20 protein-coding genes and 1 pseudogene are annotated in these 23,526 nt (G+C 61.4%); 9 read left to right on the top strand and 12 right to left on the bottom strand.

Features of this window, described 5'->3' with window-relative positions:
• Window positions 1–55 precede the first annotated feature (55 nt).
• Window positions 56–1,390: an RNA helicase RhlE1 gene (locus tag ACZ89E_RS26905; protein WP_149662072.1), complete on the bottom strand. Its 1,335-nt coding sequence runs from the start codon at window positions 1,388–1,390 to the stop codon at window positions 56–58.
• Window positions 1,391–1,442: 52 nt separating this feature from the next.
• Window positions 1,443–2,369 (bottom strand): drug/metabolite exporter YedA, encoded by a 927-nt coding sequence (yedA, locus tag ACZ89E_RS26900; protein ID WP_476256748.1) that lies wholly within the window; start codon window positions 2,367–2,369, stop codon window positions 1,443–1,445.
• Between the two features lie 165 nt (window positions 2,370–2,534).
• Here yedA and ACZ89E_RS26895 point away from each other — a divergent pair, with 165 nt between their 5' ends.
• A complete protein-coding gene (locus ACZ89E_RS26895) occupies window positions 2,535–2,981 on the top strand; it encodes an Lrp/AsnC family transcriptional regulator (RefSeq protein ID WP_476256747.1) in 447 nt (148 codons plus the stop codon).
• A gap of 143 nt (window positions 2,982–3,124) precedes the next feature.
• Here the strand turns inward: ACZ89E_RS26895 and ACZ89E_RS26890 are convergent, their stop codons facing one another.
• The 4 genes from ACZ89E_RS26890 to ACZ89E_RS26875 form a co-directional block, all read right to left on the bottom strand.
• A complete protein-coding gene (locus tag ACZ89E_RS26890) occupies window positions 3,125–3,610 on the bottom strand; it encodes a BRO-N domain-containing protein (protein WP_476256746.1) in 486 nt (161 codons plus the stop codon).
• Between the two features lie 971 nt (window positions 3,611–4,581).
• Window positions 4,582–5,193, bottom strand: coding sequence for a 3'-5' exonuclease (locus tag ACZ89E_RS26885; protein ID WP_054052626.1), 612 nt, complete (start codon window positions 5,191–5,193; stop codon window positions 4,582–4,584).
• 22 nt (window positions 5,194–5,215) lie between these two features.
• Window positions 5,216–5,695 (bottom strand): LabA-like NYN domain-containing protein, encoded by a 480-nt coding sequence (locus ACZ89E_RS26880; protein WP_054616703.1) that lies wholly within the window; start codon window positions 5,693–5,695, stop codon window positions 5,216–5,218.
• Between the two features lie 136 nt (window positions 5,696–5,831).
• Window positions 5,832–6,584, bottom strand: coding sequence for a DUF2076 domain-containing protein (locus ACZ89E_RS26875; protein WP_463258547.1), 753 nt, complete (start codon window positions 6,582–6,584; stop codon window positions 5,832–5,834).
• 177 nt (window positions 6,585–6,761) lie between these two features.
• On the opposite strand from ACZ89E_RS26875, the gene ACZ89E_RS26870 reads away from it, so the two are divergent.
• A complete protein-coding gene (locus ACZ89E_RS26870) occupies window positions 6,762–7,436 on the top strand; it encodes a YciC family protein (protein WP_476256745.1) in 675 nt (224 codons plus the stop codon).
• A 75-nt stretch (window positions 7,437–7,511) separates the two neighbouring features.
• Window positions 7,512–8,591 carry an endonuclease/exonuclease/phosphatase family protein gene (locus tag ACZ89E_RS26865; protein WP_476256744.1) on the top strand — a complete coding sequence of 360 codons (1,080 nt, stop codon included), beginning with the start codon at window positions 7,512–7,514 and terminating at the stop codon, window positions 8,589–8,591.
• Window positions 8,592–8,726: 135 nt separating this feature from the next.
• On the opposite strand, the pseudogene hrpB reads toward ACZ89E_RS26865, so the two are convergent.
• Window positions 8,727–11,247, bottom strand: a pseudogene (hrpB, locus tag ACZ89E_RS26860) (ATP-dependent helicase HrpB).
• A 109-nt stretch (window positions 11,248–11,356) separates the two neighbouring features.
• On the opposite strand from hrpB, the gene ACZ89E_RS26855 reads away from it, so the two are divergent.
• Complete coding sequence (locus tag ACZ89E_RS26855) at window positions 11,357–11,776, top strand: polyribonucleotide nucleotidyltransferase (protein ID WP_092277683.1); 420 nt, start codon at window positions 11,357–11,359, stop codon at window positions 11,774–11,776.
• A gap of 15 nt (window positions 11,777–11,791) precedes the next feature.
• Window positions 11,792–12,685 (top strand): cation diffusion facilitator family transporter, encoded by an 894-nt coding sequence (locus ACZ89E_RS26850; protein WP_476256743.1) that lies wholly within the window; start codon window positions 11,792–11,794, stop codon window positions 12,683–12,685.
• A 77-nt stretch (window positions 12,686–12,762) separates the two neighbouring features.
• Here ACZ89E_RS26850 and ACZ89E_RS26845 read toward each other — a convergent pair whose 3' ends face one another.
• Window positions 12,763–13,821, bottom strand: a complete 1,059-nt coding sequence (locus tag ACZ89E_RS26845) for a DUF6515 family protein (RefSeq protein ID WP_149660864.1) — start codon at window positions 13,819–13,821, stop codon at window positions 12,763–12,765.
• Window positions 13,822–14,235: 414 nt separating this feature from the next.
• Here ACZ89E_RS26845 and ACZ89E_RS26840 point away from each other — a divergent pair, with 414 nt between their 5' ends.
• Both ACZ89E_RS26840 and ACZ89E_RS26835 read left to right on the top strand, forming a co-directional pair.
• Window positions 14,236–14,715 carry an Lrp/AsnC family transcriptional regulator gene (locus ACZ89E_RS26840; protein WP_007937367.1) on the top strand — a complete coding sequence of 160 codons (480 nt, stop codon included), beginning with the start codon at window positions 14,236–14,238 and terminating at the stop codon, window positions 14,713–14,715.
• Between the two features lie 262 nt (window positions 14,716–14,977).
• Window positions 14,978–15,184 carry a DUF2788 domain-containing protein gene (locus tag ACZ89E_RS26835; RefSeq protein WP_133837610.1) on the top strand — a complete coding sequence of 69 codons (207 nt, stop codon included), beginning with the start codon at window positions 14,978–14,980 and terminating at the stop codon, window positions 15,182–15,184.
• Here the strand turns inward: ACZ89E_RS26835 and ACZ89E_RS26830 are convergent.
• From ACZ89E_RS26830 to ACZ89E_RS26815, 4 genes are all read right to left on the bottom strand, one after another.
• Window positions 15,179–15,814 (bottom strand): pseudouridine synthase, encoded by a 636-nt coding sequence (locus tag ACZ89E_RS26830; RefSeq protein WP_476256742.1) that lies wholly within the window; start codon window positions 15,812–15,814, stop codon window positions 15,179–15,181. The genes ACZ89E_RS26835 and ACZ89E_RS26830 overlap by 6 nt on opposite strands.
• A 122-nt stretch (window positions 15,815–15,936) precedes the next feature.
• Window positions 15,937–17,436, bottom strand: coding sequence for an AMP nucleosidase (amn, locus tag ACZ89E_RS26825; RefSeq protein ID WP_178129222.1), 1,500 nt, complete (start codon window positions 17,434–17,436; stop codon window positions 15,937–15,939).
• Window positions 17,437–17,530: 94 nt separating this feature from the next.
• Complete coding sequence (locus ACZ89E_RS26820) at window positions 17,531–19,180, bottom strand: acyl-CoA dehydrogenase family protein (protein ID WP_476256741.1); 1,650 nt, start codon at window positions 19,178–19,180, stop codon at window positions 17,531–17,533.
• Between the two features lie 88 nt (window positions 19,181–19,268).
• A complete protein-coding gene (locus tag ACZ89E_RS26815) occupies window positions 19,269–21,638 on the bottom strand; it encodes a hybrid sensor histidine kinase/response regulator (protein WP_149660868.1) in 2,370 nt (789 codons plus the stop codon).
• Between the two features lie 428 nt (window positions 21,639–22,066).
• On the opposite strand from ACZ89E_RS26815, the gene ACZ89E_RS26810 reads away from it, so the two are divergent.
• Together ACZ89E_RS26810 and thiE are read left to right on the top strand one after the other, a co-directional pair.
• Window positions 22,067–22,864, top strand: coding sequence for a hydroxymethylpyrimidine/phosphomethylpyrimidine kinase (locus tag ACZ89E_RS26810; protein WP_054052463.1), 798 nt, complete (start codon window positions 22,067–22,069; stop codon window positions 22,862–22,864).
• Between the two features lie 32 nt (window positions 22,865–22,896).
• Window positions 22,897–23,520 (top strand): thiamine phosphate synthase, encoded by a 624-nt coding sequence (gene thiE, locus ACZ89E_RS26805; RefSeq protein WP_476256740.1) that lies wholly within the window; start codon window positions 22,897–22,899, stop codon window positions 23,518–23,520.
• Window positions 23,521–23,526 lie beyond the last annotated feature (6 nt).

Here is a 23,526-nt window from a genome sequence, read left to right as displayed (position 1 = left end):
AAAAGCGGCGTGGCTTTTCAGCTTGCCGCTTGTAGCTTGCAACTTATAGCTGCTCTTACGGCTTCTTCTTACGCGGCCCAGTGTTAAACACCGGTACTTTGCGCACAGGCTTGAGCGAAGGTTCCACCGCCGAAGCATCCCCACTCTCAACCCACTTGCCCAAGTTGCGCTTACCGCCACCGGAGGTCTTTGGCTTCTTCGGTTTTTTCGGCTTCTTGACGACCTGACCAGTGGAATCGGTATCCGGCACCCGATGCTCAGGCTCGAAATCCTGCTCGGTCTGGCGGGTCAAGGTCTGACGGGTCAACATCTCGATGGCCGACAGCTGATTCACCTCATCGGCACACACCAACGAAATCGCCTCGCCAGTGGCACCCGCACGCCCGGTACGACCGATGCGGTGGATGTAATCCTCAGCCACGATTGGCAGGTCGAAGTTGACCACCAGCGGCAGGTCTTCGATATCCAGACCACGGGCCGCGACGTCGGTGGCCACCAGAATCTGAATCTCACTGGCCTTGAACCGATCCAGCGCCCGCTGACGCGTCGCCTGGGGTTTGTCGCCATGGATACCGTCGGCGTTAACGCCCAGGCCCTGGAGTTTTTCCACCAGCGCGTCCACGCCGTTGCGGGTCTTGGCGAACACCAGCACCTGCTTCCACTTGCCTTTGCGCAGCAAATGAATGAACAGCTCAGGCTTGCGCTTCTTGTCCACCACCACAACCCATTGCTTGACGGTGTTGGCCGCCACGTTGCGCGGGCTGACTTCGATGCTCAGCGGATCATTGAGCATTTGCCCGGCGAGCAAGCGGATGGCGTCGGAGAACGTGGCGGAGAACAACAGCGTCTGGCGCTGTTTCGGCAGCACGCGGTAGATATTCCCCAGTTCCTCGGAGAAGCCCAGGTCGAGCATGCGATCGGCTTCGTCGAGGATCAGGGTTTGCAGTTGATTGAATTTGAGCGCCTTCTGGCGATACAGGTCAAGCAAGCGACCCGGGGTCGCCACCAGCACATCGACGCCTTTGCGCAGCTTCATCATCTGCGGGTTGATGCTGACGCCGCCGTACACCGCATAAGTGCTCAACGGCAGGTTCTCGGCGTACTGGCGCACGGCTTCGTGAACCTGCTCGGCCAGTTCGCGGGTCGGCACCAGGATCAGGGCGCGTACCGAGTTGGACGCCACTTTCGGCCCTTCCATGGCCAGCAACTGCAGCAGCGGCAGCGCGAAACCGGCGGTTTTGCCGGTGCCGGTCTGGGCCGCAGCCATCAGGTCGCGACCGGCCAGCACCGCCGGAATGGCTTGCGCCTGGACCGGCGTAGGCGTCTGGTAGCCGAGCGTCTCAAGAGAGCGCAGCAAGGGTTCGATCAGGCCAAGGGAGGCGAAAGTCATGGGATTACCGTAGGAAAAAGCGGAGCGGGTGTGCGATGGCGCGCAGTTTACCCTAATTCACACGGGATTCTGTTGGTGCAACCGCCACAGGTCGCACCGGACCGCGACGCCACTGCGGCAAACCGATCAACACCACGGCGCTGATGATCACCGCCATCGCTATCGCTTCCTCAATACCGATGGTCTCGCCGACAAACACGATCCCCAGCAATACCGCCACCGCCGGGTTGACGTAGGCATAACTGGTGGCCGCCGCCGGGCGCACGTTTTTCAACAGGTACATGTAAGCGTTGAAGGCGATGATCGAACCGAAGCCGATCAGGTAGGCCAACGCGGCCCAGCCTTCCATCGGCGGCAGGCTGTCCAGGTGTTCGCCGCTGACCGTGCTGCCGATCAGCAACACCACGCCACCCACCAGCATTTCCACGGCACTGGCCATCGCGCCCTGGGGCAACGGCAAGTGTTTGCTCCACACCGAACCGAACGCCCAGGCTGCGGCGGCGAACACCAACAGCGCCGCGCCCAATGGGCTCGATTGCAGATTGGAACCCAGGTTGAGCATCGCGATGCCGATCAGCCCGAGCACAATCCCCGCCCATTCGAGACGGGTATTGCGCGCGCCCCAGAAATAGCCGAAGAGCAAGGTAAACAGCGGCACCGTCGCCACCGCCAGTGCCGCAACACCGGACGCCACGCCCGTGTGCTCGGCCACGCTCACCGCGCCGTTACCGAAACTGAGCAGCAAAATCCCGATAATCCCCGCCGCTTTCCACTGCGCCCAGGTCGGCGCCGGCGCCCCGCGCCAGCGCAAGAAGGCGTACATCAGCGTGCCGGCAATCACAAAACGAATCCCGCCGAGCATCAACGGCGGCCAGTACTGCACGCCGATGCGAATGACCAGATAGGTCGAGCCCCAAATCACGTACAACGCGAAAAATGCGGCGATCAACGGTAAGGGGAAACGACGTAAGCCAGGCATTGGGCAGCTCGACAGGCAGGACAAGGAGATTGGATATTCTAGAAAGGCCAAGCGGTAAAAATAAGTTACAAAACCTGTTTATCGCACCGGTACACTTTTCAAAGCACGGAGATCAGCGCGATTAACCGTGTTTTCGAAAGTCATGTCATTTTCAGGAATCCCACGATGGACAAGTACGACCGCATGCTCCTCAGCGCCCTGTTGGAAAACGGTCGCGCGTCCTACGCCGAACTGGCGCGCAAAGTGAACCTGTCGGCCCCGGCCGTGGCCGAACGCGTGGCCAAGCTTGAGGCGTCCGGCGTCATCACCGGTTACCAGGCGAAAGTCGACCTGTCGAAAATCGGCCTGCCGATCCAGTGCGTCATCGAACTGCGCCTGAACCAGCACGGCAATCAGAAGACCTACGACGACCTGATCAAAATCCCGCAATTGACCGAGTGCCATCGGGTGACCGGTGATCCGTGCGTGATCATGCAAGCGGCGGTGGGGTCGATGCCGGAGCTGGAAGAGTTGATCAATCGCATTGCCAAGTTTGGCTTCAGCAAGACCTCGATTGTGTTGTCGAGTGCGATAGATAAGCGGGTGCCGTTGGGGCAGTTGGAAGGGAGGTAGTGAGGCGGATGACGTCTTCGCGGGCAAGTCGAATCGTCGCACCGCTCGCTCCTACAGGTTCGAGGCGATCCCGAATGCCGAGCACACCATAAATCTGTAGGAGCGAGCGGTGCGACGATTCGACTGGCCCGCGAAGCGATCTATCAAACGCCGCTATATCCGGCGGCCAACAAACACGGCATATCCTTTAGACGAACCCATGGTTCCGTTCGCCAATGCAGCAGGCTCAACGTGCCTCCTGCCCATTCCATCAAGCGCAAACTCGGGGCCTGATTCGAGGCTACCCCGCCACCGTCGCGCAGCATCGGCACTACGTGATGGGTCAACCAACGGCGCAGATTCCGGTTCTCCGGGCAGTAGTGATAGACCAGCATCGCGTATACGCCGGATTCGCTCAGCATCAGCGTTTCCTGGGGTTCGTCACTTCCGGACAAACACATCATTCGGCGCTGGTCGGCGTCGAGCTTGAGCGCGTGTCTGCCGTTAATGTCCACGCCCATTAATCGGCCTATATCACGGGCGCAAAACCAGGCTTCTGCGTGCAGCAAGAGTGCTCGCAATTGGATGTGATGGCGGATGAAGGTTTGGGGGATGAAAGGAACTGGGGGATTGGGGGTAACTTTAGGCATGGCAGTCTCATATAGAAAGTTAGAGCTGCCAGCATCACTTGCAGATGATGGGTGGCAGCTGTGCGCGGGTCTGCAAGACCGAGTAGAGACCAATCCCGGCAGACCCGAAGGTCTCCCGCACACAGCTACCATAAATCGATGTTCGCTCATTAAAGCGGCGCGATTATAGGTGCGCATGTGGTCTCGTAACAAACTCTCGGCGGGCTTGCAGTCCCGATCACTGCATTAGCAGCGACGGACAAAAGGTTATCGATGCCCCAGATGAGGGGCAAGACAGACATTCCCTAAAATTCGGTAGGACCGATCATCGAATCAGAGGCGTCGTTAAACACACCACTCAACGGACACGTTGGGGCAACTGGAAGGAAGGTAGTGCGGCGGATGACGCCTTCGCGGGCAAGCCTTGCTCCTACGGGTTCGAGGCGATCCCGAATGTCGAGCACACCATAAAATCTGTAGGAGCGAGCGGTGCGACGATTCGACTTGCCCGCGAAGAGGCCCGCCAGCCAAACGCAAAAGATCGCAGCCTTAGATCGTTCCCACGCGACCCGTGGGAATGCAGCCAGGGACGCTCCGCGTCCCAAGAGCGGACGCAGAGCGTCCGGTGAGGCATTCCCACGCAGAGCGTAGGAACGATCATAGGTAGGGTGTGAGTCAGAACCCGCGATGGCGCTTGAGGTTTTAGATCGTTCCCATGCTCCGCGTGGGAATGCAGCCAGGGACGCTCCGCGTCCCAGAAGCGGACCCAGAGCGTCCGGTGAGGCATTCCCACGCAGAGCGTGGGAACGATCATAGGCAGGGTGTCAGTCAGAACCCGCGATGCCGCTTGAGGTTTTAGATCGTTCCCATGCTCCGCGTGGGAATGCAGCCAGGGACGCTCCGCGTCCCAAGAGCGGACGCAGAGCGTCCGGTGAGGCATTCCCACGGGTCGCGTGGGATCGATCTAAGGCTGCGATCTTTTGATCTTGCTCTTAAAACCCGCGATGGCGCTTGAGGTGTTCGTTGATCTTCGCCGCCGGCACTTTCTGCAAGCTGACCAGCAGATCATGGGACAACTCGCGCAACCCGTGCTGCTGGCGCAATTGTTCAGCCAAATGCGTCGTCAGGTTCGCCGCCATTTCCGCATCCGCCATCGCCCGGTGAGCCTTGCCGGTGTTGGGCAAACTGGCAAACGTGGTGAGCGTCCCGAGCTTGTGATTCGGCGCCGCCGGCATCAACCGTCGAGCCAGCAGTAGCGAACAGGCAAAGTTCTGCAACCGCGTACGCTTGATCCGCCCCAGTTCAAAATCCCAGAACTTCTGGTCGAACGCGGCGTTGTGCGCCAGCAACGGCGTGATACCGACAAACTCGTTCACCTCGTTCATCACCTGCTCGGCCGACGGCGCGGTGCGCAGCATGGCGTTGCTGATGCCGGTGAGTTGTTCGATGAAGGCCGGGACGCGTACACCGGCGTTCATCAGGCTCTGGTAACGCTCGACGATACGCCCCTGTTCAAGGATCACCACGGCAATTTCCGTGGCCCGGCAGCTGCTGCTCGGGGAGATCCCGGTGGTTTCAAAGTCGATGACGGCTATGCGTTCCAAACCTGTTTCTACTCCGTAAAAATCAATTCTTGAGCAGCAACGCGCCTTCGATCGGCACGTAGCGGCTGGCGGCGCGGATCAGCGAGTTGGCGGTCAGGCCCGGCACGCCGTAAGCCACGGCTTGCACGCCGTGTTTGCTGATGATGCGCTCCAGCAACATATCGAAATCACCGTCGCCGGAGGCCAGCACCACTTCGTCGACGTGATCGGCGGCGTCCATGATGTCGAGGGTGATGCCCACGTCCCAGTCGCCCTTGGCCGAGCCGTCGCTGCGCTGGATGTAGGGCTTGAGCTTCACCACGAAACCGAGGTTGCGCAGGATCTGCTGGAACTGCTGCTGTTTGCTGTCACCGCGATCGATGGCGTAGGCGTACGCCTCGACGATCTCGCCCTGTTTGCTGATATCAGCCCACAACGCGGCATAGTTGAAGTGGCAACCATAGGCCTGACGCACGGTGTAGTAGAGGTTTTGAACGTCGGCGAACACTGCGATTTTCTTCATCGCATTTCCCTCTTGGCGCACAGGCGCAGGCTTGAATCCGGCACTAGGCCCGAAAAGTCGCCCAGTATGCCAGCCCGGAGGTTTGTTCCGCGAATAATCGGCCCGGGGCGTTTGCGCGCCCCGGACGAGTGGTGGGTCAGATGAAGGAGTCGTCGTCATCGCCGCCGAAGAATGACGAGCTGTCATCGCTGTAGTCGGCGTCAGTGAAATTGCCCTGGTCGCTGGAATCGTTACCGGCCACGTTCTGGTCGTTGTTCCAGTCATTGCCGCTGTGGTCGTTGACCTGGGCCGGCTCTTCCTTGATGACTTCGACGATTTCCTGCGGCTGCTGATTACTGTGGAACAGGCTGCTGATGCCTTGCGCCAGCATCACGCCACCGGCCACGCCGGCCGCGGTTTTCAGCGCGCCGCCGAGGAAGCCACTACCCACCGGCGCCTGTTGTTGCGGCGCGTAGTTCTGCTGCGGGGCGCCGAAGTTTTGCTGGGGCGGTTGTGAGTTGAACGACGGCCGTGCCGGTTCACGCCAACCGCCGGTCGATGGCGGCGCGCTTTGCGTCGGCGCAGGCTGCGGATCGCGGGAACCGCCGCCGAAGATACTCGACAGGAAACCACCGCCGCCCGGGGCCGGCGCGGCTGCCTTGGCCTGTTGCAGTTCGGCCTGCAATTGCTGGATCTGCTGGGCCTGTTGCTTGTTCTGTTCATCGAGGCTTTTGATGGCAGCCTCTTGCACCAGAATCGCCTGGGTCATGAAATAGCCCGCGGCGGGCTGGCGAGTCAGGTGCTCCTTGATCCGCGTCTCGGCCTGGGCGTCGCGCGGGGCTGAGTCCGTTTCGGCCTGTTGCAGCCGGGAAAACAGTCCATCGATCAGGGTTTGTTCTTCGCTGTTCATGGCGACCTCGTAGATTGCCGGGAATATCGTCACCCTCATCCACTGTGGATAAGGTGCCTGACAGTAATGGGGCTGCAACAGGATGTTTCAATGGCCTTTACCTAACGTTTACGTTTGCGCCCCTCAGGGTTTCATCGGTTAAAGTGTGGGACGGCTTTTAACCTGCGATACCAACTGATGAATCCGTTCGAAGTGCTGCGTGACTCCCTGTATTTCTCTAAACGCAATCTGAGCCAGATCGTGCAACTGTGCCTGCCGCTGGTGATTCTCGAGGCGTTCCTGCAACAAATCGTCGACAACACCACCGGCCCGGACGGGTTTCCTGGTTACAGCATGATTGTCGGTTTGCTGGTGTATCCGCTGTACACCGGCGCATTGATTCTGTTTCTCGACGCCCGCAGCCGGGGCGAATCCCCGCGCATCCGCGACTTGCTGGCCACGTCTGCCACTTTATGGCCGCGCTTTGCCCTGCTCACCGCGCTCAATACGCTGCTGATCCTGATTGGCCTGTCGCTGTATTTTCTGCCGGGCATCTGGCTGATGGTGACCCTGGCCTTCGCCGAGTACCTGCTGGTGCTGCGCGGCCTGGCGCCGTTGGCGGCGATGAAGGAAAGCCTGCGCCTGACTCGCGGCCATTTCCTGCGCATCCTCGTCTGCATCCTGGCGGTGATGGCGCCTTTATGGCTGCTCAAGGGTGCCAGCCTGGAGGTCTACCCGGAGCCACAGAACCCGGTGCTCGGCTTGCTGATCGACAGCGCCCACAGCTTCCTGCAACTGTTCACCAGCGTGGTCCTGTTCCGCCTGTTCATGCTGATCGGCGAAGCGCCTGACAAAAACGACGGAACGGTCTGACCGCTCTGCCCTTGGGCGCGGGCGCCGCTCTCGGGTATGCTCGGGGTCATCTTTGTAACGCTATAAGCCGAGCCAATGACCCGTCTACTGCGCTACACCCTGCTGGGCCTGCTGCTGATCGTCGGTCTGGCCGGCCTGTTGATCTACAGCGTGACCTGGCGCCCCGAAGCCAAGGAAGTGTTGCCGGTCAGCTGCAACGCCAAGGCACCGACCCTGGTGCCCGGCCAGGCCTTGAAGGTGATGACCTGGAACGTCCAGTACCTGGCGGGCAAACGCTATGTGTTCTGGAACGACCTGGCCCAGGGCGATGACGAAAAACCCACTCCCGAAGACATGGCGTTCAGCCTCGATGAAGTGGCGCGGGTGATTCGTGACGAGCAACCGGACATCGTGTTGCTGCAAGAGCTCGATAACGGCGCCAAGGCCAGCGACTATCAGGACCAGTTCAAACTGTTGCAGGAACGGGTCGCCGACCTGTTCCCATGCAGCGCCCACACCTTCGACTGGAAAGCCGACTTCGTTCCCGAGCCGCACATCTTCGGCAGCGTCGGCCGGCAACTGGCAACTTTGAGTCGCTACCAGATCGAACATGCCGAGCGCCTGCAATTACCGGTGGCGCCCGCCAATTTCATCAGCCGTCAGTTCAAACCGAAAAATGCCTTGCTGGTGACCTATCTGCCATTGAGCGATGGCGGGCAGATCGCGGTGCTCAACACTCACCTGGACCGCGTTATCCAGCCCGACGACACCCTGCAAGCGCAGGTGACGGCAGTGGCCAAGGTCCTCGACAAGTACGAAAGCCGTGGCACGCCGTGGCTGATTGGCGGGGATTTCAATCTCTTGCCCCTGGGCCAGTACCGACGCCTGCCCACCGAGCAACGCACGGCCTACTCCGCCGACAGCGCCCTGCATGTGCTGTGGGACAAATACCCGATGATCCCCACCAACAACGAAGCCAGCGGTGTCGACCGGGCGCAGTGGTTGACCCATTACCCGAACGATCCCGGCTTGAATGGCCCGGACCGCACGGTTGATTACCTGTTTTACAGCCCGCGGATCAAACGGGTCGAGGCGACGGTAAGGCAGGACGATACGCTGCGGATTTCCGATCATTTGCCGGTGATTGCGCGGTTTTTGTTGCCGGCAGCACCGTAGATCAATGGTGGCGCGGGGGCTTGCCCCCGTTGGACTGCGCAGCAGTCCCCTGTTTCTTGGGGATAAGCGGGGCCACTTCGCAGCCCAACGAGGGCAAGCCCCCTCGCCACAAGAAACCTCACCCTTAAAAAATCATCATGACTTACGCGGCTTGATCCGCGCCGTCGCCTCGGCCACCAACGGATCATCCGGCCAGTAATGTTTCGGATACCGCCCCTTCAAATCCTTCTTCACCTCGGCATAGGTGCTGCGCCAGAAGTTCGCCAGGTCCTGGGTCACCTGCACCGGCCGCCGCGCCGGGGACAACAGGTGCAGCTTGACCACCTGCCGCCCACCGGCGATGCGCGGGGTCTCGGCCAGGCCGAACAGTTCCTGCAAACGCACCGCCAGAATCGGTGGCTGCTCGCTGTAGTCCAGACGAATCGATGACCCGGACGGCACGCTCAAATGATGCGGCGCCAGTTCGTCCAGCCGCTGGGGCAATGGCCACGGCAGCAGGTTATGCACGATGCTCGACAGGTCCAGATTGGCGAAATGACTGAGCCGCGAGACTTTGCCCAGGTACGGCATCAACCAGTGTTCAAGATTTTTCAGCAGCGCGGCGTCACTAACATCCGGCCATTCGCTCTCGCCCTTGCCTGCGAGATCCAACTGGCGCAACAACGCCACCCGCGCCTGCCACTGACGCAGCTCCGGAGTCCAGGGCAACAACTCCAGACCTTTGCGCCGCACCAGATTGACCAGCGCCTGACTGCGCGCGCTTTCGTCGAGCCCGGTCAAGGGTTCGCGGCTGAGGATCAATTCACCGACCTTGCGCTGGCGCTCGGCCCGCAGCACGCCTTCGCGCTCATCCCAATCCAGTTGATCGACGCAGCGCACTTGCTCGGCCAGCACTGAGTCGAACAGCGCCGGATCGAAATCCGCCGCCAGATAAATCCGCTCTTCACGCTGGCCCTGACGACTGCCGAGGTCGGCGATTACCAGCCAGGGCTGCTTCATCAAACTGTCGGCCTCGGCGAACAGCGCCGCCCGGCCATTGGCCAGCCGATATTCCGCGCCACCGGCCCGCCGCTGTTGCGCAACCCGGTCCGGGTAGGCCAGCGCCAGCAATGCGCCGAGCCAGCGTGGATGATCGGGATCGCTGACTGGCTCCGAGGCTTTACCGCGCAAGTAGCCGCGATACTGCCGCGCCAGTTGCCGGGCTCGTTGTACCCCGCCCTGAGCCCCGCGCGCGGCGCGCTCTTCACCGGACAACAGCACCAATCGGCTGTGCAGGTCGGCGCCAGCGCCACGCAAAATATCGCGCTCACCCAGCAGTGCGGCGACATCGCACGCCATGTCCGCCAGACCGAGCGCCTGACCGCGCAGCAGCAAATGCGCGATCCGAGGATGCGCCGGCAATTGAGCCATGGCTTGACCGTGACGGGTCAACGCTTCGCCGTCCAATGCACCGAGGCGGTCGAGCAAATCCTGAGCCTGTGCATAAGCCGCAGCGGGCGGCACGTCGAGCCAGACCAATTGACCCGGTGTCACGCCCCAGCGACCGAGCTGCAACGCCAACCCGGCGAGGTCCGCCGAAAGAATTTCCGCACTGGCGTACGCCGCCAGTTGTTCATGCTGATCCTGCGACCACAGGCGATAACACACGCCCGGTTCCAGACGCCCGGCCCGACCTGCACGCTGCGTGGCGCTGGCGCGGGAGATGCGCTGAGTATCGAGGCGGGTCATGCCGCTGCCGGGATCGAAACGCGGTACCCGCGCCAACCCGGCATCGATCACCACGCGCACGCCGTCGATGGTCAGGCTGGTCTCGGCGATGTTGGTCGCCAGCACCACTTTGCGAAAACCTGCCGGTGCCGGGTCAATCGCGGCGCGTTGCGCGGCCAGATCAAGCTCACCATGCAACGGGCAAAGCAGCACCTGTGTGCTATTGCCCAAGGCATCGGCCAGTTGTTGATGCACGCGCCGGATCTCCGCCTGCCCCGGCAGGAACACCAGCACGCTGCCGGTTTCATCGTTCAAGGCTTCGAGGATGGTTTGCACCAGCCGTGGTTCGATAAATTCGCCAGGCTGGAACGGCCGGCCCCAGCGCATCGCCACCGGGTACATGCGCCCTTCGCTGCGCAGGATCGGCGCGTCATCGAGCAAGCCGGCCAGACGTTCGCCTTCCAGGGTGGCCGACATCAAGAGGATTTTCAGTGGCTGGTCTTCGCGAAACAGCTCGCGGCCATTGAGGCTCAGGGCCAGCGCCAGATCCGCATCCAAGCTACGCTCGTGGAACTCGTCAAAGATCAGCAGCCCCACGCCATCCAGCGCCGGATCATCCTGCAAGCGCCGGGTAAGAATGCCTTCCGTCACCACTTCGATGCGGGTATTGGGGCCGACTTTGCTGTCGAGACGAATGCGATAGCCAACGGTTTCACCCACCTTTTTCACCCAGCTCGCTAGCCAAACGCTCCGCCGCCGCCCGCGCCGCCAGTCGCCGTGGTTCGAGCATCAGAATGGTCTGCCCCGCCAGCCACGCCTCGTTGAGCAAGGCCAATGGCACGCGGGTGGTTTTACCGGCGCCGGGCGGTGCTTCGAGCACGGCTTCGTGGCGTGTCGCCAAGGCTTCACGCAGGGCGGGTAAAACTTCATCAATCGGCAAAGAAATCATGCTGGCTCCCAAACAGAGCGGCGAGTATAACGGCGAACTGCTTGGCGTTAATCACAGTCCTAATTCATACAGACGCCCATTCGTTTTCAAATGACCCAGGAGATTTCATATGCGTATCCCCTTTCGCCTGATTGGCGGCGTTCTGGTCGCCACCCTGCTGACCCAAGTGACTGCCTGCGGATCGATTTTCTACCCGGACCGTCGCGGCCAGATCGACGGCAAGATTGACCCGGCCATCGCGGTGCTCGATGCCGTGGGCCTGTTGTTCTACGTCATCCCTGGCTTGATCGCCTTCGCCGTGGACTTCGCCACTGGCGCGATTTACTTCGAACCGGGCAAGACCGCCCAGGTAGCGCCGGAAAAACTCAAGGAAGCGATCGGTCCGGACGGTCAGGTCGATAACCGCAAGTTGCAGACCATTCTGGAAACCGAACTGGGCCGCAGCTTCCCGCTCGACGACCCACGCCTGATCCAGCACAAGGGCAGCACCCAGCAACTGGCCATGTTCGGCCTGCAACCTGCCGCATAAGGAAGCGCTTCACCCATGAGCACCAGTCTCGAACACGCTCGCCTGCTGCGGTTGGCGACCCGCGCCTCCGTGGCGGTGGCTTGCACGCTGATCATTGCCAAAGCCATTGCCTGGTGGCTGAGCGGTTCGGTGAGCATGCTCGCCGGGTTGACCGACTCGGCCCTCGACGGCATCACCTCGCTGCTCAACCTGCTGGCGGTGCATTACGCCTTGCGACCGGCGGATGACGATCATCGCTACGGCCACGGCAAGGCTGAATCGCTGTCGGGCATGGCCCAGGCGTTGTTTATTGGTGGCAGTGCGGTATTGATTTCGTTGCAGGCGATTGAGCGACTCAAGCATCCGGAACCGGTGGGCGCGCCGTGGATCAGCATCGGGGTGATTATTTTCTCCCTCGCACTGACCGTGGCGTTGCTGATGTTGCAGCATCGGGTGATCAAAGCCACTGGTTCCAACGCCGTGCGCGCCGACTCGCTGCATTACCGTTCTGACCTGATGCTCAATGGCAGCATCCTGGTGGCGCTGGTACTGGCCGGGTTCGGCTGGCATCAACTGGACGCGTGGTTCGGCCTGGGGATTGCGGTGTATATCCTCTGGAGCGCGGTGCAGATCGCCCGGGAAAGTTTTGCGGTGCTGATGGATGAAGAACTGCCGGCGGATGTCAGCCAGCACATGCTGGAATTGGCCTGCGGCGTACCGGGAGTGCTGGGGGCGCATGATTTGCGCACGCGGATTTCCGGTAACCACTGGTTTGTGCAGTTGCACCTGGAATTGCCGGGGGAGCTGACGTTGTCAGTCGCGCACGGCATCAGCGATCAAGCCGCCGACGCCATCCACGCCGCTTACCCGCGAGCCGAAGTGCTGGTGCACGCTGACCCGATAAGAGCAGCTGCAAGCGGTAAGCTTTAAGCTGCAAGCTCCAAGCTCCAAGCTCCAAGCTCCAAGCTCCAAGCTTGCCGCTTAAAGCTTGAAACTTGCAGCTGCTTTTATTCCACTTGATAACCGCGACTGCTCAGGCAGTTGCCCTGGGCCTGGCGGTAGGCTTGCACGACTGACGGATCAGGCTGGTACGTCGCGGTTTGCGGATTGAAGCCGCTTTGCTGCACCGCGTATTGCGAGCACTCGTAACCGTCCTGGGCGACTTGCTCCGGGGATTGGCCGTTGGCCGGATACGCGGTGACGTCAATGCCGTTGCTGGTCGGTTGCGGTTGCGGCGCGCCTGTCGGCGGCTCGACCACTACGTAATCCTGAGTGCTTTCTTCGTAGGCATAGTAGGAACCGGCGGCGAGGAACAACAGCGCGCCGCCGATCCATACTTCACGGGCGTAGTCGGGCATGTAATGCACACGAATCCCGCGTGGCGGCTGAACCACTACGTAACGCGGACCTTGTGGGCGATACCAGTAGCCGCCGGAGTAGAAGTAATCCTGGCCACGGTACGGCACACGGAAGTTGCGGTCCGGGAAGCGATCGACCATCTGACCGGGACGATACTGCGGGCCTGGGCCCCATCCGTTGCCGTGCCCGTTCGGGCGACCTTCCCAGCGATGGTCATCGGGACGCGGGCCCTGATTGCCGTTCTGCCAGTGCTGGTTGTTATCGTTGCGGCGCGGGATGTCCTGATAGTTGCCGTAGCGCGGCTGCTGGGTCTGGCGCACGGTGTCGGGCCGACCCTGGATCGGCAGGCTATTGGCCGGGAGTTGCGGCGGCGGTGGCGCCGGACGAACCTGGGTGTTGGCGTCGTGCGGCTGACGGTTCTGCCATTGGCCGTCGTTGCGGTTCTGGCCGTTGTGCTCGAACTGACGACTGTTGTCGCCGCGAATGATCTCGTTGTTCTGCGGACGCGGCTGATTTTGCTGCGGGTTGTTTTGCGGCCGGGGCTGGTTCTGATTGTCGCCGCCATGCCCCTGATTATTACCCTGATGCTCTGGCCCGCGCTGCCCGCCATGGGGGCTGCGGCTTTCCTGATCATCGGCGAGCGATTGCGCGCTGACACTTACACACAGCAAACCAACACCGGCCAAACGCCAGATGCGCGACTTCATGCTCTTCCTCACTGCGGGTTAGGGCTTGTACATGAGACTGGGAAAGCACAGGCCGGTTCTGCAACAGGTTATCAGTCACGCAACTTATTTATTGAGCAATAAAAAAGGGAGACCCGTCGGCCTCCCTTTGAGAACTTCGTCCGTGCTCGACGCTTATGACGTCGGCTCACCTCACGCCGTCTTCTGGACAGTGTGTAGCTCGGAGGCCGGCACATCCCCGGTGGGGTGGCGGCCGCGACTGGCCTGATTGGGCGAGTCGCTGTGGACTGTTTGTCCGAGCAGTGATTCTGTTAATAAGAATAGGCCTGGGGCGCTGGCAGAGGATTGCGAAGATTGCTCAAATAAACATCACTTGCGCAATTTTTAACCCTGGATAGATAATCCGCCGCAATAGTTACGACAAAGGACTGATTGATGAGCAAACTCGACCGTTACGACCTGAGCATTTTGGCGGAATTGCAGCGTGACGCGCGCATCTCCAACCAGGAACTGGCCGAACGCATCGGCCTGTCGCCTTCGCCTTGCTCGCGCCGCGTCAAACAGCTGGAAGACGACGGCTACATCTCCCGCCAGGTGGCCCTGTTGGACCGCAAGATGCTTGGCCTGAGCCTCACGGCCTACGTGCTGATCGGCATGGACCGCCACACGCCTGAACGTTTCGAGAATTTCGAAGCAGCGATCCGTACCTTGCCGCAGGTGCTGGAATGCAGCCTGGTGACGGGGATGGATGCGGACTATCAGCTCAAGGTGGTGGTGCCGGACATGGATCACTACCAGAAACTGCTGCTGGGGCATCTGACCCGAATTGAAGGGGTGACCAGCGTGCGGTCGAGTTTTGTGTTGAATCAGGTGTTGAACAGCACCGAGTTACCGTTGACGCATCTGCGCAGTTGATCGAGTTGCAGATCGTTTCCACGCTCCGCGTGGGAATGCCTCCCGGGACGCTCCGCGTTCCGCTCTTGAATCGTGACGCAGAGCGTCACTGGCTGCATTCCCACGCAGAGCGTGGGAACGATCAGCGCGCTCCGCGTGGGAACGATCAGTGTCCGGGGCGACGAATAACCGCGACACACTGCCGCAGGTCAATGCCCGCCTCACTCGCCGTGCCGTATACTCGCCCCCGCCCTTTTAGCCTCGCCCGCGCTGGAGATGTTCGATGGATCCTGCAGTATTCGAAGAGTGGATGATGACTGGCTTGGTCAGCATCCTGATTATTTTCATGGGTTTCATCGTCTGGGACCTGGCGAAGAAATCCAAGGCTGGCAAGTTCGGCACCATGATTCTGTTCTTCGTGCTGGGCCTGGGGATCTTCGCGTTCATCATCAAAAGCGTGGTCATCGCCTACATCGAAACCAGCTCATAACCGCGCCGGTACTTCCTTCCACTGGCCCTGATCGAGCCCTTCGATCGTCCAGTCGCCAATCCTGACCCGCACCAGACGCAACGTCGGCAAGCCGACCGCCGCGGTCATGCGCCGCACCTGACGGTTGCGCCCTTCGCGAATCACCAACTCCAGCCAACTCGTGGGCACGCTTTTGCGAAAGCGCACCGGCGGATTGCGCGGCCACAGCTCCGGCTCTTCCAACTGCCGCGCTTCGGCGGGCAAGGTCATGCCGTCGTTCAGCTCGACGCCATCGCGCAGGCGTTGCAACTGCTCGGCGTTCGGCTCGCCTTCCACTTGCACCCAATAGGTCTTGGCCAGTTTGTGTTTCGGGTCGGCGATCCGCGCCTGAAGCTGGCCGTCGTTGGTCAGCAGCAGCAAACCTTCGCTGTCGCGGTCCAGTCGTCCTGCCGGGTAAATGCCGGGAATCTCGATGTAATTCTTGAGCGTCGCCCGCCCTTCTGCGTCGCTGAATTGCGTCAGCACATCGAACGGTTTGTTGAACAGAATCAGTTTCGGCTCGGCCGGTGGCGCTTTGGCGACACGGCGCGGGGCGGATGACGAGGTATTCGCGCCAGGGCGGCGGGAAACGGGACGTGGAGGACGCGACATGGGGAAAGGAACATCTAACGGTCAGGGCTGCTAATGCTAGGGCGTGCCATCGATTATTGCCACAGCAGTGGAAATAATCGATGGCACGCCCTGCCCCAACCGCTAAATGACCATGACAACTGTTATCGGAACGGCGGCTCGTCGAAGCTGCGCAGTTTGCGCGAGTGCAACGAGTTGAGTTCAGTGCGCAACAGATCCACCGCCTCGATGCCGATCTTCAAGTGCTGGCTGACCGCGCGTTCATAGAAAGCGTTGGCCGAACCCGGCAGCTTGATTTCGCTGTGCAGCGGTTTGTCCGAGACGCAGAGCAACGTGCCATACGGCACCCGCAGGCGATAACCCTGGGCGGCGATGGTGCCGCTTTCCATGTCCACGGCCACGGCGCGGGACAGGTTGATCAGCGGTCGTTCCTGCGCCCAGCGCAATTCCCAGTTCCGGTCGTCGTAAGTCAGCACGGTGCCGGTGCGCAGGCGTTTCTTCAGCTCATCGCCCTTCTCGCCAGTGATGTTGGCCGCCGCTTGCTGCAAGGCCATCTGCACTTCGGCCAGGGCCGGGATCGGAATGTTCGGCGGCACCACCCGGTCGAGAATCCCGTCGCGACGCATGTAGGCGTGAGCCAGCACGTAGTCGCCAATGGTCTGGGACTGACGCAGGCCGCCACAGTGGCCGATCATCAGCCAGCAATGCGGACGCAGCACGGCCAGGTGGTCGGTGATGTTCTTGGCGTTGGACGGGCCGACGCCAATGTTCACCAGCGTCACGCCGTGGCCATCGCTGGCGATCAGGTGATAGGCCGGCATCTGGTAGCGGTGCCAGACCACGCCCGCCGCAATTGCGGAAGCTTCGCCGTGGTCCATGCTTTTTTCAATGATCACATTGCCGGGCAAGACCATACGCACGAAACGCGGATCGCTGCGCAATTGCTCCAGGCCATGCACGATGAATTGGTCAACGTAACGATGGTAGTTGGTCAGCAGGATCCACGGCTGCACATGCCGCCAGTCGCTGCCGGTGTAATGCACCAGCCGGCGCAGGGAGAAATCCACCCGCGCCGCATCGAACAGCGCCAAGGGCAGCGGATCGGTGTTTTCCCAGTCGTACAGGCCATCGGCGATGCCGTCGGTGGCGGCGGACAGGTCGGTACTCGGGAACACCCGCGCGAGCGTGGCTGCGGTGACGCCGGAACCGGCCAGTTCATCGCCTTGCTCGACTACGTACGGATACGGAATGTTCTGCTGGCTGACGCCGACTTCCACCGTGACGGTGAAGTCGTGCATCAGCGGCACCAGTTGTTCCAGCAGGTATTTACGGAACGCCGCCGGGTGGGTGACGGTGACGCTGTAGGTCCCCGGCAGCTGCACCTTGGCGTAGGCGCGGGTGGTTTGTGGCACTTCGCCCTGGCAGAGGTAGGTCAGGCGCAGCTCGGGATAACGAAACATCGCCCGCTGTTCGGCGTCCGGTTCGATACGATCCTTGAGGTAACGCTTGAGCGCCTGATTCAGCGCAGAGGTGGCCTGCTCATGCAGGGCGGCGAGCCGGTCGACGGCTTGTTCGGCGGTTTGAACAACAATAAACGCTTCGGTCACGATCAGCTTCCTGTGTTCTGACATGCAGACCTTCATCTTGCCTGCATCGTCGCTTCACGGGAACAGTGGCGTGAGGATGGCGACCCACCCTCTCCAACCACAGGGTATCGGTGTGCCTTTGATTGGATTATCAAAAGCCTTGCGGGGCCGAGCGCGCCACGATTGCTTCCACGTCCAGCCCACGCGGCAACGCGCCATACACCCTTCCCGCCTGACCCAGCCGACTGGCGATAAACCCGTCACTGACCGCCGCACTCCCCGCCTCCAGCAACAACCTGGCCTGCAAGCCCAGCGCAATGTCTTCAGTCAGCTGCCGGGCGCGGTATTGAATGTCGCTGGTGTCCTTGAACGCCGCCTGCAATTGGCTGATGTGCGCGGCCAGGCGTTTGTCGCCGTGGCCATCGCCCAACTCGCTGAACAGCACATCCAGCACACCCGGCTCTTTCGACAAGGCCCGCAGCACGTCGAGGCATTGCACGTTGCCGGAACCTTCCCACGTCGAGTTCACCGGCGCCTCCCGGTACAAACGCGGCAGGATGCTTTCTTCGACATACCCGGCACCGCCCATGCATTCGGCGGCTTCGTTGATCATTCCGGGGGCACGTTTGCAGATCCAGTATTTGCCCACCGCCGTTACCAGCCGGGCGAATTTGGCTTCATGGCTGTCATCCAGATGATCCAGCGCCTTGCCCATGCGCAAGCTGAGCGCCAAAGCGGCTTCGCTTTCCAGGGCCAGGTCGGCCAGTACGTTCTGCATCAACGGTTGTTCGCTGAGCAACTTGCCGCCGACCGTGCGGTGGGCGCAGTGATGGCTGGCCTGGGTCAGGGCCTGGCGCATCAGGGCGCTGGAACCGACCATGCAATCGAAGCGGGTCATGGCAACCATTTCGATGATGGTCGGCACGCCCCGGCCTTCCTCGCCGATCATCCACGCCAGGGCGCCACGGAACTCGACTTCGCTGGACGCGTTGGAGCAATTGCCGAGTTTGTTTTTCAGGCGCTGGATGTAGAACTGATTGCGCGTGTCGTCTGGGCGATGGCGTGGCAGCAGGAAACAGGTCAGGCCCTTGTCGGTCTGGGCCAGGGTCAGGAACGCATCGCACATCGGCGCCGAACAGAACCACTTGTGCCCCACCAGTTCATAGGCCTGGCCCGGACCGCTGGCGCCCACCGGATAAGCCTTGGTGGTGTTGGCCCGCACGTCGGTGCCGCCCTGTTTCTCGGTCATGGCCATGCCGATGGTGACGCCGGCCTTGTGGGCCATGCCGACGTTGCGTGGGTCATATTCGGTGGCGAGGATTTTCGGTAGCCACTGCTCGGCCAGACTCGGTTGCAGGCGCATCGCCGGGACGCTGGCGAAGGTCATGGTCAGCGGGCAACCGCTGCCGGCCTCGGCCTGGCTGTGCAGGTAACTCATGGAGGCGCGCGCAACGTGGGCGCCGGATTGCGGATGCGCCCAGGGCAACGAGGTCAAACCGTGCTCGACCGCCGTGCGCATCAGTTCGTGATAGGCCGGGTGAAACTCCACCAGATCGATGCGATGACCATAACGGTCATGGCTGACGAACACCGGTTTGTTCTGATTGGCCAGGAACCCGGCCTCCATCAGCGGCCCACCGGCCAGCGCGCCATACGCGTCGATCCGTGATTCGGCCCAACCGGCGCCAAAGCGTCGCGACCACTCCTGCAACGGCAGGTCGATGCGATACAGGTTGGTGCCGTCCAGAGACGGTGGCTGGTTGGTGACTTCGTGGGTTTCGGCGAACTGATGCAGGTTCATGACGGGGCTCCTTTGGTCAGCCAGGAATCCAGTTAAGCACCGGCCCTTGGCTGATCAAAGTGTCATATCCGCCCAATTACCGGCGCTTTCACCCTAGTTCGTAACAAAGTACTCGCCGGTATAACGCGGCCTGCAAGTCCTCGAACTTCACCGGTTTGCTCAGGTAATCAATCACCGCGCCGGCTGTGCGGCCTTCCCGATCAACATTCAGCGCCACCATGAACACCGGCAACTCGGCACACCCCGGCAAGCCACGGATCTGGCAGCAGAGGGAAGCACCGTCCTGAGCCGGCAGCTGACAATCGAGCACCACTGCATCGAAGGTTTCGCGCTGCAAATGGTCGAGCGCGGCCGCGCCGCTGTCGGCGGATCGCACCCGGAACCCGAGCTTGAGCAACATCCCGCGCATGACCAGTTGATTGATGCTGTTGTCATCCACCAGCAGCACCGTGCAGTCCTGGGGCTGCCGCAGACGCGGGAGGTCACGGGTCGTCGATGGCGTTGGCGTGCGCTCGACCGGCGGCAACGCGACTTCGATATCGAGCTGGAAGCGGCTGCCGCGTCCAGGTTCGGAGCGGTGGGTCAGGCGCCCGCCGAGCAATTCGACCAATTGCCGGCAGATCGCCAGGCCAACCCCCAAACCACCGTATTCGCGGGTCATCGAGCCGTCGAGCTGGAAGAAGCGCTGATACATCGTCGCTTCTCCCAAATCGGTGAAGCCAATGCCGGTGTCGATCACCGCAAAGGACAGCGCCAACCGCCCCTCCTCCATCGTCTGGCCGGTTACCCGCAACGCCACACCGCCGACCCGAGTGAACTTGATCGCGTTGTCCAGCAGGCATTCCAGGCATTGCATCAGTTTGCTGCGGTCGCCGAGCAGGCGATCGGGCAGCCCCGGCGTGACCTCGACCTTGAGGTCCAGCGACTTGCCGGACGCATTGCCTTCGAACTGCACACGCAAGGCCTCGACCGCGCCGCGCAAGCTGAAAGCTTCCGGGTAAGCCTTGAGCTTGCCGGCCTGCAACTCGGTAAGGGTGAGGATGCCGTTGACCATGCGCATCATGTCCCGCGCCGAACCGGCGGCGGTTTGCTGGTATTGCTCCAGCTCCGGGTCCATCTCGACGGTCTGCATCAATTCCAGCGAACCGATCACCCCGTTCATCGGCGTGCGCAGTTCGTGGGTCAGGGTCGCGAGGAATTCGTCCTTGAGCTTGTTGCTGCGGGCCAGTTGCTGGTTGAGCACTTCCAGCTTTTGCCCGGCATCGAACAGGGTCTGCGCCTGCTGCTCACGCATGGCGTTGATGCGATCCGCCAGGGCCAGGGACAGCAGCGCGACTTCAATCGCCGAGCCGATCTGGCTGGCGTACATGGTCAGGAACACGTTCGGCAGGTAACCGAGCACCATCAGGGTATTGACGATGCCGCCGAGCAAAAACGCCGACCAGGCAATGATGAAATAACGCGCCACCCGCAGGCCCCGGGCCCAGGCGAAGATCCCGGCGGCAAAAATCACCACGGTAAACAGCAGCGCGAGGGTCGTGGCCAGGCGCAGGGCCAGAGCGTAACTGGTCATCAGCGACAAGCCGACCACCACCGCGCCAAACGCGATCAGTGCCAACAGCACGCGATCGAGCCAGCGGCTGTGTTCCTTGGTTTGCAGGAAGCTGCGGGCGAACTGGCTGCCGAACAGCCCGGCGCAACCGATGAAGAACGGCGTCGCGGCGTTGGCCCACCACGGGTTGTCCGGCCAGAAATACTCCACCGCCGCGCCGTTCACCGACAGCTGATACAAGCCGAACGAGGCGATGTAGAAGATGTAATAGAGGTAACTGGTGTCGCGCACGCTGAGGAAGATGAACAGGTTGTAGACCACCATCCCCAGCAATACGCCGTAGATCAGGCCCAACACATACAGGCGCACCGGTTGCTCTTCGAGGTACGCGGTGCTCGACCACAAGGTCACCGGCGCCTGGATCGAGCCTTCGCTTTGCAACCGCAGGTACACGGTTTGCGCCTGGTCGGGTTTGAAATTCAGGTTGAACAGGTAGTTGTTCTGGCGGATTTCGCGACTGGCAAACGGCAGCGCATCGCCGGTGCGTCGGATCAGTTGATAGTCGCCAGCGGCATCGGGCAAATACAGATCAAGGTGATCGAGGGGCGGATAGGCCAGTTCCAGCAACCAGGTCCGTTGCGTCTGCGGATTGGTCGGACGGTAGTGCAGGTCGATTTTCAGCCAGAACACCGAACGCGAATAACCGGCGTTGAGGGTGGCTTTATCGTGGGTCTTGAAGTTGCCGGCGGCGGCTTGCGCACGGACATCGGCGATGCTCGCCTGACCGCCCGCGTCTTCGTACACCTGCAGGGTTCGACCCAGGGGAAGGCTCTGGGTGAACTCGTCAAATTCAACGGCGCTCGCCAGGAGGGGCAAGCACAACAGCAACATCAGCAAATAGCGCATTTAAGCCCCAGCGTGGCCTGTCCGGTCCTGTCAGGAAGCCCCCCATTCCTTTTGAGTAGACGTAAAACCGGTATTACCTGTTATTGGTTTGGATCCACTCTAGCATAGCCGTTGATGGCCATTGAGCACCATTGAAATTTTTCCGGTAGAGGCTCTAGCACGGGCGTTCCAGCGCAGGGTATTGAGATAGAGCTGTTGGTCTGGTCAGAATATGACAATGATCCCGATCCACTGAACCTTTGTGGCGAGAGGGCTTGCCCCCGTTGGGGTGCGAAGCGCCCCCATTTGCCTTCTGCCTGGAACACCGTTTCTGCAAGTTTGCGACTGCTTCGCAGCCGAACGGGGGCAAGCCCCCTCGCCACACTGTATCGGCAATTCCTGGTGTCACTGCACCCGAAAAAACAGCATTGGTGGTAAGCTCGCGCACCATGAATATCTACAGCTCTCGCCCCGTTGTCCTCTGTCTCTCCGGCCACGACCCAAGTGGTGGCGCCGGCTTGCAGGCAGATATCGAAGCCCTGCTCGCCCAGGGTTGTCATGCGGCTCCGGCCGTCACCGCCCTGACCGTGCAAGACACGGTCAACGTCACGGATTTCCGCGTCCTCGACCGTGAGTGGGTGTTGGCCCAGGCCAACGCCGTGCTCAACGACTCCGAAGTCGCGGCCGTGAAACTGGGCATGCTCGGTTCCCTGGAAATGGTCGACACCGTGGTCGAACTGCTCTCGGCGCACCCGCATTTGCCGGTGGTCTGCGACCCGGTGCTGCGCGCCGGTGGCGGCGGACGCCTGGGCAAGGACGAAGTCGGCTACGCCATGCGCGAACGCCTGCTGCCTCTGTCCATCATCGCCACCCCGAACCTTCCCGAAGCGCGCATCCTCGCCGAACTGCCCGACGGCACCGCGGACGAGTGCGCGGAAAAACTCCTGCCGTTCGTCAAACACCTGCTGATCACCGGCGGCCATGGCGATGAACACGAAATCCACAACCGTCTGTACAGTCGCGACGGTCGTCGCGAAACCTTTACCTGTCAGCGTTTGCCCGGCAGTTATCACGGCTCCGGTTGCACCCTGGCCAGCGCGTTGGCCGGTCGTCTGGCCCAGGGCGAAAACCTCGCCAGTGCCGTGCAGACCGCGCTTAACTACACGTGGCGTACCCTGCGCGATGCCGAGCAACTGGGCAAAGGCCAGTTCGTGCCGCGCCGCCTGCCGCTGGATTTCTGTTCCTGACTTTTGATGCGTGAAGCGCCGAGGCTTGTCCGATGAAACTACGTGGCCTGTACGCCATTACCGATAGCCAGTTGCTGGCCGGTAAATTTCTACCGTATGTGAAAGCGGCGCTGGACGGCGGCGTAACCCTGCTGCAATACCGCGACAAGAGCAGCGACGAAGCCCGTCGCCTGCGTGAGGCTGAAGCCCTGCGTAACTTGTGCGAACTTTACAAGACTCAACTGATCATCAACGACGACTTCGATCTAGCTGCGCGCCTAGGTGTTGGTTTGCACCTGGGCCAGACCGACGGCCCGCTGACCCCGGCCCGCGCCTTGCTCGGTCGCCAGGCCATCATCGGTTCGACCTGCCACGCGCAACTCGAACTCGCCGAACAAGCGGCCAAGGAAGGCGCGAGTTACGTCGCCTTCGGCCGCTTCTTCAACTCCAACACCAAACCCGGTGCCCCCACCTGCAGCCTCGACTTGCTCGACCAGGCCCGCAGCAAACTGCACCTGCCGATCTGCGCGATCGGCGGCATCACCCTGGACAACGCCGCGCCGCTGGTGGCCCACGGCGTCGATCTGCTGGCGGTGGTGCATGGCCTGTTTGGCGCCGAGAGCACGGCTGAAGTCACCCGCCGCGCCCGCGCCTTCAATGAATTACTGAAAGTCTGATTAGAG

This window comes from Pseudomonas sp. TE3899, from assembly GCF_056279105.1.
This window is presented reverse-complemented; position numbering and strand designations above follow the sequence as displayed.